At 61.2% G+C, this 17,276-nt stretch carries 15 protein-coding genes; 1 reads left to right on the forward strand and 14 read right to left on the reverse strand.

All coding sequences use genetic code 11. From position 1 onward, the window contains the following. Positions 1 to 188 precede the first annotated feature (188 nt). From msrA to ACKUG4_RS02950, 14 genes are all read right to left on the reverse strand, one after another. Complete coding sequence (gene msrA / locus ACKUG4_RS02885) at positions 189 to 656, reverse strand: peptide-methionine (S)-S-oxide reductase MsrA (protein WP_103385253.1); 468 nt, start codon at positions 654 to 656, stop codon at positions 189 to 191. Continuing rightward, entirely contained in the window at positions 649 to 1,575 is a 927-nt protein-coding gene (locus ACKUG4_RS02890; protein ID WP_445433378.1) for a homocysteine S-methyltransferase family protein, read from the reverse strand. The genes msrA and ACKUG4_RS02890 overlap by 8 nt, the downstream gene beginning before the upstream one ends. Continuing rightward, positions 1,572 to 2,549: an ABC transporter substrate-binding protein gene (locus ACKUG4_RS02895; protein WP_011334193.1), complete on the reverse strand. Its 978-nt coding sequence runs from the start codon at positions 2,547 to 2,549 to the stop codon at positions 1,572 to 1,574. Before ACKUG4_RS02895 ends, ACKUG4_RS02890 begins: the two co-directional genes overlap by 4 nt. Positions 2,550 to 2,636: 87 nt before the next feature. Continuing rightward, a complete protein-coding gene (locus ACKUG4_RS02900; protein ID WP_445433481.1) occupies positions 2,637 to 4,691 on the reverse strand; it encodes an ATP-binding cassette domain-containing protein in 2,055 nt (684 codons plus the stop codon). A 488-nt stretch (positions 4,692 to 5,179) separates the two neighbouring features. Beyond that, positions 5,180 to 7,948 carry a cystathionine beta-lyase gene (metC, locus tag ACKUG4_RS02905; protein WP_445433379.1) on the reverse strand — a complete coding sequence of 923 codons (2,769 nt, stop codon included), beginning with the start codon at positions 7,946 to 7,948 and terminating at the stop codon, positions 5,180 to 5,182. A gap of 21 nt (positions 7,949 to 7,969) precedes the next feature. Continuing rightward, on the reverse strand, positions 7,970 to 8,626 hold the full coding sequence (locus tag ACKUG4_RS02910; RefSeq protein ID WP_064596647.1) for a glutathione S-transferase N-terminal domain-containing protein: 657 nt from the start codon (positions 8,624 to 8,626) through the stop codon (positions 7,970 to 7,972). Next, positions 8,623 to 9,219 (reverse strand): cysteine dioxygenase family protein, encoded by a 597-nt coding sequence (locus ACKUG4_RS02915; RefSeq protein WP_064596649.1) that lies wholly within the window; start codon positions 9,217 to 9,219, stop codon positions 8,623 to 8,625. The genes ACKUG4_RS02910 and ACKUG4_RS02915 overlap by 4 nt, the downstream gene beginning before the upstream one ends. Positions 9,220 to 9,235: 16 nt before the next feature. Next, positions 9,236 to 10,072 carry an amino acid ABC transporter ATP-binding protein gene (locus ACKUG4_RS02920; protein ID WP_445433380.1) on the reverse strand — a complete coding sequence of 279 codons (837 nt, stop codon included), beginning with the start codon at positions 10,070 to 10,072 and terminating at the stop codon, positions 9,236 to 9,238. Continuing rightward, entirely contained in the window at positions 10,059 to 10,847 is a 789-nt protein-coding gene (locus tag ACKUG4_RS02925; RefSeq protein ID WP_064596653.1) for an amino acid ABC transporter permease, read from the reverse strand. The genes ACKUG4_RS02920 and ACKUG4_RS02925 overlap by 14 nt, the downstream gene beginning before the upstream one ends. Continuing rightward, positions 10,837 to 11,571, reverse strand: coding sequence for an amino acid ABC transporter permease (locus tag ACKUG4_RS02930; RefSeq protein WP_064596656.1), 735 nt, complete (start codon positions 11,569 to 11,571; stop codon positions 10,837 to 10,839). Before ACKUG4_RS02930 ends, ACKUG4_RS02925 begins: the two co-directional genes overlap by 11 nt. Then, complete coding sequence (locus ACKUG4_RS02935; protein ID WP_445433381.1) at positions 11,568 to 12,779, reverse strand: aminotransferase class I/II-fold pyridoxal phosphate-dependent enzyme; 1,212 nt, start codon at positions 12,777 to 12,779, stop codon at positions 11,568 to 11,570. The genes ACKUG4_RS02930 and ACKUG4_RS02935 overlap by 4 nt, the downstream gene beginning before the upstream one ends. Beyond that, positions 12,776 to 14,200: an FAD-binding oxidoreductase gene (locus ACKUG4_RS02940; protein WP_445433382.1), complete on the reverse strand. Its 1,425-nt coding sequence runs from the start codon at positions 14,198 to 14,200 to the stop codon at positions 12,776 to 12,778. The genes ACKUG4_RS02935 and ACKUG4_RS02940 overlap by 4 nt, the downstream gene beginning before the upstream one ends. Beyond that, positions 14,197 to 15,048 (reverse strand): transporter substrate-binding domain-containing protein, encoded by an 852-nt coding sequence (locus ACKUG4_RS02945; RefSeq protein WP_064596663.1) that lies wholly within the window; start codon positions 15,046 to 15,048, stop codon positions 14,197 to 14,199. Before ACKUG4_RS02945 ends, ACKUG4_RS02940 begins: the two co-directional genes overlap by 4 nt. Before the next feature lie 65 nt (positions 15,049 to 15,113). Next, on the reverse strand, positions 15,114 to 15,956 hold the full coding sequence (locus tag ACKUG4_RS02950; RefSeq protein ID WP_445433383.1) for a transporter substrate-binding domain-containing protein: 843 nt from the start codon (positions 15,954 to 15,956) through the stop codon (positions 15,114 to 15,116). Positions 15,957 to 16,197: 241 nt separating this feature from the next. Between ACKUG4_RS02950 and ACKUG4_RS02955 the strand changes: the two genes are divergently transcribed. Beyond that, positions 16,198 to 17,049 carry a LysR substrate-binding domain-containing protein gene (locus ACKUG4_RS02955; RefSeq protein WP_064596666.1) on the forward strand — a complete coding sequence of 284 codons (852 nt, stop codon included), beginning with the start codon at positions 16,198 to 16,200 and terminating at the stop codon, positions 17,047 to 17,049. Positions 17,050 to 17,276 lie beyond the last annotated feature (227 nt).

Here is a 17,276-nt window from a genome sequence, read left to right on the forward strand (position 1 = left end):
GGAGATTCTGGCTTTCTCGACGGTTACGCCATCTGGCTCCAAAGCGGCCGTCAAGCCGACAACCTGGTCGCCAGAATCGGCAAAGCTGAAACGGCACTTTTCCGCAGATCGATCCGCGTCCCCGCGACCAGTACCTCGCCGAGCAATTGCAACGCCCCGGCCCAGACGGCAAAAGCGTTGCCTATGCATCAAATGGAACAGGCGCTGCCACCGTGCTTTTCAAGGTAGCGCTGATGTTCTTCATCCGCCTTTTGAAACTCACCCAGTGGCAGGATCACCGTAGCCACTGGCTTGCCCAACTGGCCACTGGCATCCAGCTGCTGCCTGGCGACAAGTGCCAGTCGGGACTGCTCGGCACTGTTGAAAAACAGCGCGGAACGGTATTTCGCCCCGACGTCCGCACCCTGCCGGTCGACTGACGTGGGATCGTGCAGTGTCCAGAAGTGCTCGACGAGACGGCTGTAGGAAATGAGTCGAGGGTCGAAGTCGACTTGCACGACTTCGATCAGGGTGGCGTCGCCCAAGTCTGACCGCGCGAACCCGACGCGGGTGTCGAGCACACCCGGCAATGCCCGGAATGAGGCTTCCGCCCCCCAGAAGCAGCCGGCACCGAATGTCGCCTGCTCTGACAGAACGTCGCCTGAAAAATCACTCATGCGCGGCCTCCTCACCATTTTGATAGTGCAGGTGCAAATGCAACTGGGCGATATGCTCCGGGCCGATCCCACAGCATCCGCCGACAATGCTGGCCCCTGCGGCAACCCATGATTTCGACCAGTCCAGGTAGGACTCGGGGCCCAGATCGCGCCGAATGTCCAACAAATCGCTATTGGCCTCGGCTTTGGCACTGACAGGGGGGAAAGCATTGGCATAAACCCCCAGTTCGACAGGATGATCCAGGTTTTCAATCACAGCGCGTGCCTCAATCAAGGCCGCGGCCATCACTTCCGGCTGGCTGCAATTGAAGAGCACCGCCTTGGCCCCCAGCTCAGCCGCCACGCGGACCGCATCGGCAACGGCCTCGTTTGAGCGTAATCGCGGTTCCCGGCCCTCTTCGTCCAACAGCGTGAATGACACCCAGAGTGGCGCGGGATCCGTTCCAAGGGCTTCGACCACCGCCCGCAATTCAGCAATGGAACTTTGCGTTTCGGCCAGCCAAACATCGACGTGCGTTCGCAATCCGGCAATGAGTTCGCGGTGGATCGCTACTGAACGCTGATGATCGAACAGATCCGGCCGGTACGACCCCAACGCCGGCGGCAACGACCCGGCCACGGTGACCGCATCGGTACTTTCGCCGGCGGCCTGCCGCGCCAGCCGTCCGGCGCGCTCAGCCAGCGCTCTTCCCTGCTCGGCAAATCGCTCGTCGCCAATGTGAAAAGGCACCACCGCATAGCTGTTGGTGGTGATGATCCGGGCGCCCGCTGTCACGAACGCCTGATGCGCCTGCAGTACATACTCAGGCGCTTCGATCAGCGCGAGGGCCGACCATTCCGGTTGACGGAACGGCGCGCCGATTCGCTTCAACTCCCGCCCCATGCCGCCATCGAGCACACGTACGTTCGCTCTGGTCATTGGGCTGAACTCACTTGCTGCGCCTGCCCTGCAAACCACTGGTCAACAGTAGAAGGGTTGGCTTGAACCCAGGCCTTGGCGGCGACGTCTGCTGGCTGTTTCTCCTTTTCGATCTTCTGGATCAGTCCGTTCAACTGTGCCGGGTCGATGGAGAAGTTGTGCAGAAACTCGGCAATTTTCGGCGCGCGCTTTTGCAGTGCTGTGGAAGCCAGGACGTACACCTTGGCATCCGGGAAGGCGCAGGTGATGTGGCTCTTGTTCAGCCAGTCGGGATCGACGGTCGGGCTGATGAATTTCCAGCAGCCATCCGCCTTGTAAAGAGGATCTTCTTTTTTGTTGTCCTGGGCGTAGCCATCGAACGCGGGCTCTTCCAGACGACGCAGATCATAGGCCGAGAAAATCCAGTCAGGGGTGTAGGCGTAGAACACCACGCCGCGTTGCGCTTTGTAAGCCGAGGCCAGTTTGGCGTAAGTCACCGAGGCTTCCGTCGACACGGACTCGAATTTATCGGCGAAGCCGTAATCCTTGGCCTTGATCTGGCCGATATAGGTCGACTCCCAGCCCGCCGGCCCCACCAGCAGTTCGGCCTTGCCGCCGCCCACTGGCTCGAAGAGCTTGGCCACTTCCGGTTTTTTCAGGTCGTAGATCGATTTGACGCCGTACTTGTCTTGCAGATAACCGGGAATGTAGAAGCCTTGTTCGCCGGCATAAGGGTGAGCATTGGGCACCAGTGAGCGGGTGCCGCCGGTGACGTACTTGGCCCACGCCGCCGACTGATTGGGCAGCCAGATGTCCGTCAGCACATCCACAGAACCGTCGCCCTTGGCCGCCGCACTGAACAGCACCGGCACGTCCCCGGCGAGATACGACACATCACCGTCCAGACGACTTTTGATCACCTCACCCAGAATGTGTTGAATGGCGATGGCCCCCGTCCAGTTCTGCTCGCCAATGACAATTTTGTCCTTGGCCATCACGCTGGCCGGCACGATCAGGGAAGCCAGCACTGCAACCGCACTCAGGTTACGCAATAGATGTTTTGTCACGATAAGTCTCACTGTTCAGTTATGCAGATGGTCTTGCTTGCGCAAGCTCGATTGAATGATTCGATCGGGGATCAATGCACACAGCACGATCGCCACGCCGGCCAGCACGCCCTCGCCGCCCTTGATATTGCGCAACGCCGTCATGACGTCGTAACCCAGTCCTCCAGCGCCGATCAGGGCAGCAACCACCACCATCGACAGGCTCATGACAATGGTCTGATTGATCCCCAGTAACAGGGATCGTCGCGCCAGCGGCAGTTGCACCTTCACCAGGGTTTGCCAAGGGGTTGCTCCATGGGCGATTGCCGCTTCCACGGCATCCTTCGGGACTTCCTGAATGCCCAGGGACGTCAGACGAATCATCGGTGCCAGGGCAAAAATCACCGTCGCAATGACCGCCGGGGTCTTGCCCACCGAAAAGAACGCCACAGCGGGAATCAGATAGACAAAGGTCGGCAGGGTCTGCATGACATCCAGCAAAGGCGTGAGCAGCCTGCGGGCAAATGGCCGCTTCGCCAGCAGAATGCCGGTGGGTACGCCGATCACCAGTGCGATCAGCACCGACGAACCAACCAGCGCCAGCGTGGCAATTGTCCGCTCCCAAAACCCGAACAGGCCGATATACAACAACGCAGCGCTGCTGGTGAGTGCCAGGGCCAGGCCCGCCGAGCGCCAGGCCAGCAATACCAGCGCCAGCGCGCAAACCGGCCAGGGCAGCCAACCGAGCAGGGTTTCGATCCCTTCAATGACCGTGCGAACCGCAACGATCACGCCGACAAAAGCGCTCTCGAATGTCACCTGTGACCAACCAATAAAATCATCCAGGCTCTGTGCAGTCAGTAACAGCGCCTGGCGGCTGGCCGGGAACTGCAAGAACGCCTGGGTGGTATCGGGCGTCAACACGCGCCAGATCACCAATGCCTGACTGACCAGCAGCACCGCCAGCGGCAACGCCCAACTCGAAATGGCGCGCCGCACCGGTTGACGGCCCAGCGAATACGCGGTGAAACGACTGGCCGCCAGCACGGCCAATCCCACCACGACCGATATCCAGGATGCGCTCGCAATGCCCTGCACCGCAGTGGCCAGGGCCGCGAGTTCTGCGGCGAACCCGAGCCAGAACAACCCGCCTCGGCCCCGCGCCGCCAGCGCTGCCGGCCCGAGCAACAGGGCTTGCCAGCCGCGCAAGCCCGGCTGAACCGGTTGCTCCTTCGGTGCCGTTTCGGGAACCTGACGTACCGCGCCACCGGCATCGTGCAATACCGGTGCGGCTGGAAGGCAATCGCGGAAAAAATCCGCGACCTCAGCATCGGCCGGCGTCTCGAGCAGCTGTTTCGGGGTGCCCGACTGCACCAGACGTCCCTGGCGCAATACCGCTATCCGGTCAGCGAGACGGACCGCTTCGGCAGGATCGTGGGTGACCAGCAACGTGGTGATCCCGCGCTCGCGTACCAAGGCCAGAAAGTGGCTTTGCAGGTCTCGCCGGATGGTCGGATCCAGTGCGCTGAAAGGCTCGTCCATCAGGAGAATATCCGGATCAGTCACCAATGCCCGCGCAAGTCCGACCCGTTGCTGCATACCGCCGGACAACTCGTGGGGATAATGCTCGCCCCATCCCTCCAGGCCCATCGCCTGTAACTGTCGGGAGGCCGCTGCGTGCCGGACGGCCTCGGATTCGCCGCGCAACTCCAGAGGCAGCGCAACGTTGTCCAGCACCGTGCGATGGGGCAAAAGACCAAAATGCTGGAACACCATGCCGATTCGCCGCGAGCGCAAATCCCGCAACGCTTTGTGGCTCAGGCCGCTGATAGCCTGACCTTCAATCAAGACCTCACCGCTGGTGGGTTCGATCAAACGATTGATATGGCGAAGCAAGGTCGATTTGCCGCTGCCGGAGGTGCCCATCAGGCACAGCACTTCGCCGCGCCGGACCTTCAAGCTGACATGGTTGACAGCCGGCAGCGGCGACCCGCCTTTGCGCAGATAAGCTTTAGTGACGCCTCGCAGTTCGAGGACAACATCGCCCTCCTCGGCGCTATCGTCGATGGGTGGGGCCAATCGTTCAGGCAAGTCGACCTGTACCGTTGCCAAAGAGGTTTGAATAAGTGTCACGAGGGCTCCGGGCAACAAACCGTTGACGGCCTGATGTGTGGCCGTACCAGGGTAGAAAAAATGGACAGGAGCCTCAGACAACGACCGCGAACGGGGTCGGCCTGAGGCAAAACAAACGCCGCAAGCGAGGCGCTGCACGTTTCCTTTGCTAAAAGCTAAACGATCTTAAAAAGATTAAATAAATATCTTTTTGGAATGAGCTTAGGCCTTCCCGCCCGGTTTTCCGGAGGTACTTTTCAAAGCGATCTGGTATTGCTGCGTGCCGACGGCTGGACGTGCTGCACACCGACAACGATCCTGTATCGCAGGCCCAAAGCCGTGCCGGTCAACGCTTGATCGACTCATCGACGGGCTGACGTCCAGCAGCAGACTCAGCCCGGTTTTGATGGAGTGTTCCGCGCCTGTGCAGACGCTACCTCAGAGCCCCCTCACTGAGTGAGCGAACATCAAACGGCACGACCTTGTTCCCTCTCCAAAGCCGCAAACCCGCGCTGCAGATCTTCAATCAAGTCGGCGACATCCTCCAGGCCGACGTGCAAGCGCAACACCGGATTCAATAAGCGATCCGCCGCACTGTCGCGATCGCCGGTATCGGCCACGGTGATCAGACTTTCAAAACCGCCCCAGGAAGCCCCCAATCCGAACAGTTGCAGCGCATCGATGAAGCGTTCCACGTACGCGGCGTCCGTTTCACGCAATTCAAAGGACAGCAGGCCATTGCTGCCAGTGAAGTCCCGGCGCCACAAGGCATGGCCGGGATGATCGTGCAAGGCCGGATGAAACACCTGCTTCACCTGCGGGTGTGCCTGTAACCAGTGGGCGACTTCCAGAGCCTGACGCTCATGCACTTGCAGTCGTGATGCGAGCGTTCGAGCGCCACGCAGCACCAGATACGCGTCGTCAGGGCTGACGGTCGTTCCAAAGCTGTCGCTCATGGCCGCCAGTGCGGGCCATACGTCTTCGGTCGTGCAGACGCTGCCCATGACCACGTCACTGTGGCCGCTCAGGTATTTGGTCAGTGCCATGATCGAGATATCTGCACCGAGCGCCAAGGGACGGTACAGGTAACCGGAGCCCCAGGTATTGTCGACAGCCAGCAGAATACTTCGCGGTTTGCACAGGGCAGCCATGGCCGGCAAGTCGCACAGTTCATACAACAACGAGCCAGGCACTTCGGTGTAGACCATTCGGGTATTGGCTTGCAGCCGGGCCTCCAGGTCACGGCCGTCGGCCGCGAAATAGCTGACTTCAATGCCGAAGGGCTGAAGAAACTCCCGTGCCAGGCGCCGCACCGGCGCGTATACCGCGCCGGTGATCAGCACATGGTCACCGGGTCGCAGATAAGCAAGAAACGTCTGTGCGATCGCTGCCAACCCGGTACCGTACAAGCGCGTGCGATACCCACCTTCCAGCTCGGTGACCAGGTCTTCGAGGGCGAACGCCGTCGGATTGCCGCGCGCGCCATAACTCAGCACCCGCTCGCTATCACGACGAGCACGGGCGTCACGCATTTGCGCCAGGTTGTCGAACAACACCGTGCTCAAGCGAGTCACCGGCACATTGACTGCGCGGCCACCGGCCCCCTGGGCCAGTGCCGAATGCACCAGCCGCGTATGCACGTGCGACCCCGGACGTGCCTGCACCTGCAACGGTTTGAGACTGGCGATTTCGTCGGCGTTCATCTGCGCCAGCAAACCGATTTCCCACGTCAGGTATTGACGCGCTGCGTCCTTGTTGCCGGAGTGGCGGTCATGGGTAAAGAACAGAAAATCAATGCATTGCTCATCAGAGAGCGCGTCCGGACTTTCCTGCACAGCAAAACCGGCCGCACGCCAGGCATCAAGGCCGCCGTCCAGAAGCCGTACCTGCGCGCGCTGAGCTTGTGGCAGTTCCTGTGAGGCGAGCGCAGCCAGTTGGGCAACCTCGGCCAACAGCACCAGCGGCCGCTGCTCGCCCGCCACGTGTTGTGCGAGCAAGGAGCGAATCGACCAGCGCGCCCCGGCAATGTGGCCCTTGCGATAAGTCATGCTCGGCCGCAGATCAATCAGCGCGACGGCGTCATCCTTCAGTGCATCGGAAAGCGCCTGCGCCGTGATCAGGGGCAATGCCTCGTGGGCGACCCCATCGCTTTCCGGTAGCGACAGCGTGCTGCTCACACCACCTGCCAGCACGTAGGCTTCATGCCCCGCCTGACGCAGCCAGCTCGCGACAATCCGGGCGCGGACACCATCGCTGTCGATCAGCACCAGTCGCGCCTGGCGCACGCCGACATACAGATCGGTCGATTGAACCAACTGACCGCCTGGCGTGTGTTGCGCGCCCGGCAGACTGCCGGCAGCAAACTCTTCGGCGGTGCGCACATCACACAAAAACAGACTGCGATCAGCATCGCCGGCCCATTGCTCGACCTGTGTAGCCGTCACTGTCTCTGCGCCGGCTCTTTCGGCCAGTCGGGCAGCCGCCAGGCGCTGTGTGGTCAATGGCGCTGCGGTCACCGACTCGGCATAACGCCGGGTGCTGCCGTGCTCAAGCTCGAAGTCCTCCAGATACCAGCCTTGTGTGCCGTTTTCCAAGGCATACACCGGGTTCTTCAATCCGAGGTTGATCAGGGTCTGCGCACCGATAATGCTGCGGGTACGACCGGCGCAATTGATCACGATCGGCGTGTCTTCGTCAGGCACCAAATCATGGATGCGATACCCCAGTTCGCCATTGGGGCAGCACACGGAACCAGGAATGGTCATTTTGTAGTATTCATCGAACGGCCTGCCGTCGAGCAGCACCAGAGGCTCGCCTCGGGTTTGCCATTCGGCCAGTTGTTGCGCGGTGACATGGGGCGTGTGATTGACCTCTTCGACCAATTCGCCAAATGCCTTGGATGGCACATGCACGCCGGCAAACAACTGATGACCGGCTGCCTGCCAGCCATCGGCACCGCCCTCAAGAATATGCACGCGGTCATACCCCAACGCCTGAAGGCGCCGCGCGGCGCGCGTGGCAACATCGCCGCCGTTCTGGTCATGAATCACCAGTCGCACTTGAGGGTTGGGCGCCAGTCGCCGAACCTCCAGTTCCAGCCGGCTATAGGGCAGATTGACGGCAAAGAACGGATGGGCTTCGCCATACTGGCCATGTTCACGCACATCGAACAGGGCAATTTCCTGCCCGTCGAACAGCCACTGCTGCAATTGCGCTGGGGTTACGATCTGACTCATGGGGTTGCGCTCGAAAGAAAATTATTGAAGCGCCAGAGCGCGTTCACTGGCCGCCACGTCGCGGCCCTTGGCATACGCACGTTGAATGGCCGGGCGCGCCTTGAGGCGTTCGCGCCAGGCCCGAATGTGCGGAAAGTCCTGCAGTTCCTGCCCCTGTCGCTGCGGCTGAATCCACGGGAATATCGCCATGTCGGCGATGGAATAATCACCGGCCACGCAGGGCACTTCGGACAACCGTCGCTCCAGCACGCCATACAAGCGCGCCGCCTCGCCCGCCAGCAGTTCCAGGGCAAACGCCTGCGGTTGCGGCGCCTTCTCCTTGAACAGCTGCAACTGACTCAGGTATGGCGTGACGTGCCCCACTTGCCAGAACAGCCATTCCTGCACCTTCTGACGTTCGGCAGTGCCCGCCGCGGGCAGGAATCGCCCGGCCTTGTCGGCCAGATAATTGAGGATGGCACCGGATTCGAACAGGCTCAGCGGTTCAATCAAGCCGTGAGGCGCATGATCGACAATCGCCGGAATCCGCCCGTTGGCGCTGATGCGCTGGAATGCCGCCTGCTTCTGTTCACCCTCACGGATGTTGACTGGCAGCACGCGGTACTCCAGCCCCAGTTCTTCCAGGAGAATGCCGATTTTCAAACCGTTGCCGGTCGGCCAGTAATACAGATCGATCATGCGTAGGCCTTGATCGACGGCGCCATTTGCGAGGCGTTGTAGTTGAGAATGCGCCCGTCGGCCTCAACGCCGTAACGCCCGTTGAGGGATTCCAGCGGCAAGCCGTACAGATGGAAATGCAGGGTTGGCTGTTCGCCATCGACACGAATCCCGTGCAAGTCTTCACCCAAAAACGAGATCGAGGTGCCGGGCTGCACGATGACTTCCTTTTGCAGGTGCAATGTGGTGAAACCAGGCTCGCGACCCTCATCGCTGCGGGTATAGACGTAGTTGATTTCCTGGCCTTCGATGGCACTGATGATTGCCCAGGTCTCGTGGTTGTGGGGGATGGTGCTTTTGCCCGGCAGCAGCGAGTTCAGGTACAGCGTCGGGGTGTCGCCGTCATCGTTGAGACGGTAGCGGAACGCGGTGCTGCCCTGCCCCGGCACCGGCGCCGGGAATTCATCAAAGTTGAACAGGTCGCGGCGTTCGGCGAGCGTTTCCAGCAGGCTGACGATTTCGTCCAGCGCAGCGCGGTCGACGCCCCGTTGATGGATGACGCGGACTTTCTTCAGGAAGTCCTCGATGACATCGGCACGGTTCACGGTACTCATTAATATCTCCTCGGGGTCAGACGGACAGGCTGTAACGGCTGAGGTTGGTCAACAGATAAGGATCATTGGCAAGCGCCGCGCGCCGCCCCGGATCGCCCAGGGCATGGCGCAAAAAGGTCTGGGTCCGCTCACTTGCGGGGTGCTGGAAAATCTGCGCGGCGCTGCCGTGCTCGACGATGACCCCGTTTTCGGTGAAATAGACGACATCGCTGATTTCCTCGGCAAACCGCATCTCGTGGGTCACCAGCACACAGGTCATGCCTTCCTCGGTCAGTTCGCGAATCACCGTCAGCACTTCGCCGACCGTTTCCGGATCGAGGGCCGAGGTCACTTCATCGAACAGGATCAATTCCGGGCGCATCGCCAGGGCACGGGCAATCGCCACGCGCTGTTGCTGACCGCCGGACAGTTGGCCGGGATAGGCATCGGCCTTGTGTTCCAGACGCACTTTGGCCAACAAGGCGCGCGCGTCTTTCTCGGCGTCGACCCGATTGCGCCCCAATACCTTGCGTGGCGCCACCACCAGGTTTTCCAGCACCGAGAGGTGGGGGAACAGGTTGTACTGCTGGAACACGAACCCCACGCGCTTGCGCAATTCGATGCGCTGCGCTTCCTGCGTCAGGGTGTGGACGTCGGTGGCGCCGACCCGGATGCTGCCTCGCTGGGGCTGCAACAACCCGGTGATGCAGCGCAGAATCGTCGACTTGCCGGAACCCGACGGGCCGATAATCGACACCGCCTGGCCGCGATGCACCTCCAGATCGATGCCCTTGAGTACCGGGTTGCCACTGAACGACAGGTGCAAATCCCGCAGGCGGACCAGCGGTTCGCCGCCGGTTTCAATAGAAGGCATAACGTCGCTCCAGGCGTCGGGTGAGTCGGGATATCGGGTAGCAGTAGGCGAAGAACAGCGCGAGCAGGCTGAAGTAGATCACCACGGTAAAACCGGTCATGTTCACGGTATTGCTGGCGATCTGTGCGGTATCGATCACGTCATGCACGCCCACCAGCGAAGCCAGCGCCGTGCCCATGGTGATCACCGCGTACAGGTTCATCCACGGCGGCAGCATGCGTTTGAAACACTGCGGCAGGATGATCGAGCGGAAGATCTGCCCCCGCGTGAAAGCCAGCGAACGGGCGGCTTCCCATTGCGTGGCCGGGATCGACGCCACGGCACCACGAAAGATCTCCGCGACGTTGGCGCTGGCCGGCAGCGCGAGGCCGAGGGTGACCTTGACCCAGTCCGGAAACGCCACGTAAGTGCCGGCAATACGGATCTCGAACGGAAACACGTAGGTGGTGAAATAGATCAGTACCAGCCAAGGAGCATTGCGAAACACCTGCACCCAGATTTGCGCCGGCAGACGCATCAGGCGCAACGGCGACAAGGCCAGAGCCCCTACCAGCAACCCCAGCAGCGAACCCAGCCCGATGGCCACCAGGCTGATCAGAATGTTCTGCGCGAAGCCCGCCGCCAGTGCCGGCGACCATTGCAGCAAGGCCTTGAGCACCGGGCTCTGCGCGCTGAAATACAGCAGCGCCAGTGCGATGCCCGCCACTATCAACAGCTTGCCGAGGTGTCGGCGCGGCAGGGCCGTCATTGCAGTGACGGTCGATTCAGTGGCCATAACCGGGCATCCTCAGGCGCGCTTCGAGGTAGCGCCCCACGCAATTGACGATAAAGCTCAGCAGACCGAAAAAACTCAGGATCAGGATCATCAGTTCCAGCACGTTGTCACTCTGGGTCCAGATCATGATCGCCGCGTACGTGATGTCGCCCACGGCAATGGCCGACGCCACAGCGGTCATCTTCACCAGGTCGATCAGGTTGTTGATCAGCGAGGGCAGCGCAAAACGCAGGGCCAGCGGGAGCTGCACATTCCACAACAACTGCCGGCTGCTGAAAGCCAGCGAACTGGCCGCTTCCAGTGTCACCGCAGGCACCGCCTCGATGCCGGCGCGCAAGGCTTCGGCATGGAACGCGCCTTTGTGCAAAGAGATCACGATCACCACCCAGGCAAACGGTGTCAGCGGATTGGCCGCACCCACCGCCTGGGTCAGCAGCATGTTCAACACCAGGAAGGCGCAGTACAGCTGCACCAGCGTCGGCGTGTTGCGCGTGACTTCGACAAAGATTCGGGCCGGTGTCGCCAGCCACGACTTGCCCGATGTCAGCATCGCCGCCAGTGCGACACCGGCCAACAAACTGCCGACGATGGTGAACGCACACAGCAATGCGGTGGTGAGTGCGCCTTGCCCGAGTGTGCCGCGCTGGTACGCGTCCAGGAGAAAGCTGTAGTTCAGACCCAGCCCCGCCGTCCAGTGAACGAAAAGCTCCAGCCAGTGAGTCATGGCTCGCTCCGTAGCTGCGCGCAGGCTCGTGCGATTCGGCGTCCCGCTTCAACGACATTGTCAGTGGCCGTGGCGATGGACAGGCGGAACCACGGCGACAGACCATAAGCACTGCCCGCTACACCGGCAACGCCCTCCTCCAGCAGATAGTCGACGACATCGGCGTCGCTGCTCAGCCGTTGCCCGTCAGGGCGATATCGGCCGATCAAGCCGGCGCAGCGGACAAACACAAAGAAGCCGCCCTGTGGCTCAAGCACCTGCAGACCCTCCACCGGGCGCAGCGCATCGAGCAGCAAATCCCGTCGCAACTGATAGGCCTCGACCTGCGGCGGCAGAAACCCCAGGCCACCCTCCAGCGCCGCCAGCGCAGCAGCCTGGCCAACGGACGATGCGCCGGATGTGGATTGCGATTGCACCACGGTCATGGCCGTTGTCAGCGCCTGCGGCCCGGCGCCGAAGCCGACGCGCCAGCCGGTCATGGCATAGGTTTTCGAAACACCGCCGACCAGCAGGCAACGCTCTTGCAGATCTGGCGCAACGTTCAGCAGATTCAGCGCCGGACGGTCGTCGAAACGAATGTGTTCGTAGAGTTCATCCAGCAGGATCAGCAATTGCGAATGCCGCCTCAGTACGGTGGCAATCGCTCGCAATTCTGCCTCGGTATAAACCGCGCCGCTGGGATTGCCCGGCCCGTTGAGAATCAGCCAGCGGGTACGCTCGCCAATGCGCTGCTCCAGCTGCGCAGCCGTGAGTTTGCAGCCTTGCTCCAGCGGGCATTCGATGAACACCGGCTCGCCACCGTTGAACCGCACGCTGTCCGGAAACGACGGCCAGCACGGAACCGGCACCAGCACTTGATCGCCGTCGTCGAGGGTGGCAGCAAAGGCATTGAAGATGATCTGCTTGGCACCGTTGGCAATCACAATCGAGGGCAGCGGATAGCTCAGGTGGTTTTCCCGCTCGAGCTTGCGTTGCACCGCCAGGCGCAAGCCTTTGACGCCGGGCGTCGGGGTGTATTTGGTGGCTCCGGCGGCAATCGCTGCGCAAGCGGCCTGCTTGATGTGTTCGGGTGTGTCGAAATCCGGCTCGCCGGTGGTCAGGTCGAGAATGTCGCGACCGCCGTCACGCAGTTCGGTCGCGCGGGATTTGGCTGCCGCGTTGGCGGACAGCGAGACGCGTTGCACGCGTCTGGAGAGACGGAGCGTCATGAGCGGGACACCTCAATGACCTTGCCGGGATTGAGCAGGTTGTTCGGATCCAACGCCTGTTTGATACGGCGCATCAGATCCAGCTCCACCGGACTTTTGTAACGCGTCAGCATGTCGCGCTTGCGCTGGCCGATCCCGTGTTCCGCACTGATGGAGCCGCCATGGGCGTGGGCGCTGTCGTGCACCAGCAGACTCAGCGCGGCGTAATGGGCCATGTGTTCATCGACGGTCGAATGCAGCGGATGGGCGACGTTGTAATGCAGGTTGCCATCGCCCAGATGACCGAAGGTGAAGTGCCGCACGCCCGGAAAGTGCACCTGCAACAGGGCATCGGTGTGGGCGACGAAATCCACGACCCTGGAAATGGGTACCGAGATGTCGTGCTTCATATTGCGCCCGGCGCGCTTCTGCGCCTCGCTCATGTTCTCCCGCAGCAACCACAGGGCCTGACTCTGGGCCAGGCTTTCGGCAATCAGTGCATTGGCCAGCAAGCCTTGCTCGAAGGCTTCGCCCAGCACGCTTTCAAAGGCCTCGCGGGCTTGTGCTTCACCGCGATTGTCGGAGAGTTCGAGCAGCGCAAACCACGGTTGTACAGCGCCGAGAAAAGGTTGCGGGGCTTCAGGAAACTGCTCGCGCAGCAACGCCAGGCAATCGGCGTTGAGCAACTCGAATGCGGTAAGCCCGGCGCCGAAACCGGAGCGGGCATGGGAGAGAAATCCTACCGCTTGCGCCAGCGAATCGAACGCGAGGAAGGCCGTGGATTGCGCCTTGGGCAGCGGGAACAGTTTCAGGGTTGCGGCAGTGATGATGCCCAGGGTGCCTTCGCTGCCGATGTACAAGTCGCGCAAGTCGTAGCCGGTATTGTCCTTGCGCAACCCACGCAGGCCATGCCAGATCTCGCCCTCGGCCGTCACCACTTCCAGCCCGAGGGTCAGCTCACGGGTGTTGCCATAACGCAGGACAGCCGTGCCGCCGGCGTTGGTGCCCAGATTGCCGCCGATCGTGCAACTGCCCTCGGCCCCCAGACTCAGGGGAAACAGCCGCCCTGCTTCCTCGGCGACCTGTTGCACGTGTTGCAAAATGCAGCCGGCCTCGACGGTCAGCGTGTCGTTGTCGGTGTCCACTGCGCGCACTCGATTCAAACGATCGAGCAACAGCAACACCGAATGCCCGCTGGCATCCGGTGTCGCCGCGCCCATCAGGCCTGTGTTGCCGCCCTGAACCACGATTGGAGCGCGGGCAGCGACGCAAACCCGCACCACTGCCGCGACTTCTTCGGTATTGCCGGGGTGCACGGCTGCGATCACCGCGCCCACGTAGCGCCCCTGCTTGTCGGTCAGAAAAGCGCTCGCCTCTTCGCTGCGCTGCACATGAAGCTCGCCCAGCAGCTGTTGCAACTGCGCAAACAAAACCTCACTCATGGCTGCGACGCCAGCGGTTGAGCGTTGCGATACTGCTCGTGCAGATCACGCAGGGCCTGGGACGGCGCCATGCCGGTGCGCTCGCCCAATGCAATCAGCCAGCCGCTGCGGTGCCAATCGCGCACGATGGCGTCGAGTTTCGCCTGAGTGTCGTGCTCGCCCTTGCGCAGCCAGATCACCGAGTTGGAGGGAATCAGATCATTGGGCAGCGGAATTTCATAACCGGCCCATTCGGCATCGCCGAGCAAGGCGTGCATGGTCGGGCTGACGTGCACCGCCGCCACGCAGCCGTTGCCGCGCAGCGACAGCAACGATTCGGACTGGCTGCGGAACGCCTTGATCTGCGCACCGTAGGTTTCCTGCAACGGTTTAATGAAGTTGCTGCCCTGGGACACGCACACCGGCTTGTCCTTCAGGTCTGCCCACCGAGTGATGCCCGCACCCTTGCGGATCAGCGCCGCCCCGCCCACTTCCTCGTAGGGCGTCGGCACATAGTCGAGAATCTGCGCACGCTCATCGGTGAACTGCATGTTGGCGATCAGGATGTCGACCTTGCCTTGCTGCAGAAACTGCACCCGGTTAGGCGCCAGCACCGACACCGTTTTCGCCTCCACACCCAGAGCCTTGGCTACGCCCTTGGCGAGTTCGACGTTGTAACCCAGATGCTCGCCGGTCTTGGGATCTATGGTGCCGAACGGCGGGCCGCTGAGGATCACCCCGACGCTGATTTCGTGGCGTTGGCGGATCTTGTCCAACGTGGCATCGGCCCGGACGGCACTGGTGCCGATGGCAACCAGGGCGCCGAGGCAAAACGTGGTCAGGGCTTTAGCGGAAAAATGACGTTTCATGCAGGGCTACCTTGAACGACCGTCGAGTGACACGACGGTCGGATGAAAACTCTGAGGGAGGGATTTCAGGCCCCGTTGGCTTGAAACTGTTTTTGCAGTTCGACCAGCGCCGGTGACGCGGGGGTGATGTGGTTGCGAGTCTGGGCTTCGATCAACCAGCCGCTGCGGTGCAGTTCCTTCACAATCGGGTCGAGCCTGGCCTGAGTGTCGTTTTCACCACGGCGTGTCCAGATCACCGAAGGCGCCGGATTGAGCTCCGGGGTGATGGCGCGGTAGCCTCGCCACTCGGCGCTGTCGGCGATTAACGGATTGATCAGGGTGGCGTCATGAACTGCCGCAACGCAGTTGTTGCCACGCAGTGCCAGCAAGGACTCCGATGAACTTTTGAAAGCTTTCAACTCGACGCCCAGTTCAGTGAGCGGCTTGATGTAGCTGCTGCCCTGGGAAGTGCAGACCGGTTGCCCTTTCAAATCCTCCCAACGAGCGATCTTGCTGTCCTTCAGCACGGCGGCAGTACCGCCAACCCGATAAAACGGTGTGGGTACGAAACCGAGGATCTCACCGCGCTCCGCCGTCCATTCCATGTTGGCGATCAGCAAATCCACTTTGCCCTGTTGCAGGAATTGCACGCGGTTGGCTGGCAATACCGGCACCAGTTGCACCTCGGCGCTTAGCCGCCGCCCCAGTTCTTCGGCCAGTTCGACGTTCAAACCACGCGGTTTCTGTGTGGCGGGATCAATCCCGCCAAAGGGGCCACCTGACAACAGCACGCCGACCACCAGCACATGACGTTGCTCGATCTTGTCCAGCGTCGCATCAGCCAGGGCAGCGGTGCTGGCGGCCAGAGATATGAAGGCGCCCAGCATCAGGGGCAAAAAACGCTTTGAAGGCGCGCGATCGGACGACATGGATTTCCCCTCATGATTGATCGGCAAACCCCGATCCAGTGAGTGGGCATCCTGCTGACAGCACCGGCATAACGGAAATACAAATATCTAATATCGTTATAACTCAGGCACCGTCACTTTTTTACCAAACGCATATAATCGTGAGTTTATTGACCAAAGAGAACATCGAGAGAAAAAACTTCCTGCCAATGCATAAAGATATGTAATGTTTAAGTTCGTCCCTTTGATATAAAACCTGCCTATGACGATCCTCGATCTCGAATTGCTGCGCACGTTCATTGCCGTGGTCGATCACCACAGTTTTGCCGAGGCCGGCGTGCAACTGGCCCGCACCCAGTCGTCGGTCACTCAGCACATGCAGCGCCTGGAGCAACAGGTCGGGGTCAACCTGTTCGAAAAGCGCGGGCGGCAAAAGCAGCTGACGGAAGCCGGACAGCAGTTGCTGCGCCATGCCCGACAGATGCTTTCACTCAACGATGATGCGCTGAACTCCCTGCGCGAAAGCAGCTTGAGCGGCGTGCTGCGTATCGGCTCGCCCCATGACATCGCCGACACCATCCTGCCCCCGATCCTCAGCCACATCGCGCGTTCGGCTCCGCGCTTGCGCCTGGAGATCGATGTCGGCCGCAGCCCGTTTCTCATGGACGATCTGCAACGGGGCAAAATCGACATGGTGATCTCCACCCGCGAAGCGCCCAATCTGGAAGGTTTTGCGTTGCGCACCTCGCCGGTATGGTGGATTTGCTCTGCGCAGTTCATTCATAACCCCGGCGAAACGTTGCCGCTGATTCTGGTCGACGAACCGAGTATCTATCGACGGTATGCCCTGGAGGCCCTGGAGCGCGCCAACATTCCCTGGCGTCAGGCTTATCTCGCATCGAACCTGATTGGCATCAAAGCGGCGACGCGCGCAGGTCTTGGCGTCACCGCCAGAAGCATGGAAATGTTGGGCCCGGATATGCGGGTACTGGGGGAAAGCGATGGCTTGCCCCGCTTGCCGGACGTCACCTACTACCTGTGGATCCGTTCGAATACGATCAATCCGCTGGTGCGCCGGGCCTATGAGTTGATTCGCAGCAGCCGCGGGCATTGAATACCGACAATGCACTGGGTGCTCGCGGCGAATCTTCCCGTCCCCGTCAAACAACGTTGCCGAAACGGAACGAGGCGCCATGGGCCGATGCCGGCAAGTGACTTGAACCATCGGCCCGCAACCGCGAACGGAAAGTGCTTAGGATTTTGTTTCAGCGTCGCGGATTGGCCTTGGCAATATCGATCCATCAACCTGCTCGATGGTCAATAAGTCACCGAGGCCTATCG

Source organism: Candidatus Pseudomonas auctus (assembly GCF_048654275.1).
Classification (GTDB): domain Bacteria; phylum Pseudomonadota; class Gammaproteobacteria; order Pseudomonadales; family Pseudomonadaceae; genus Aquipseudomonas; species Aquipseudomonas pharyngis.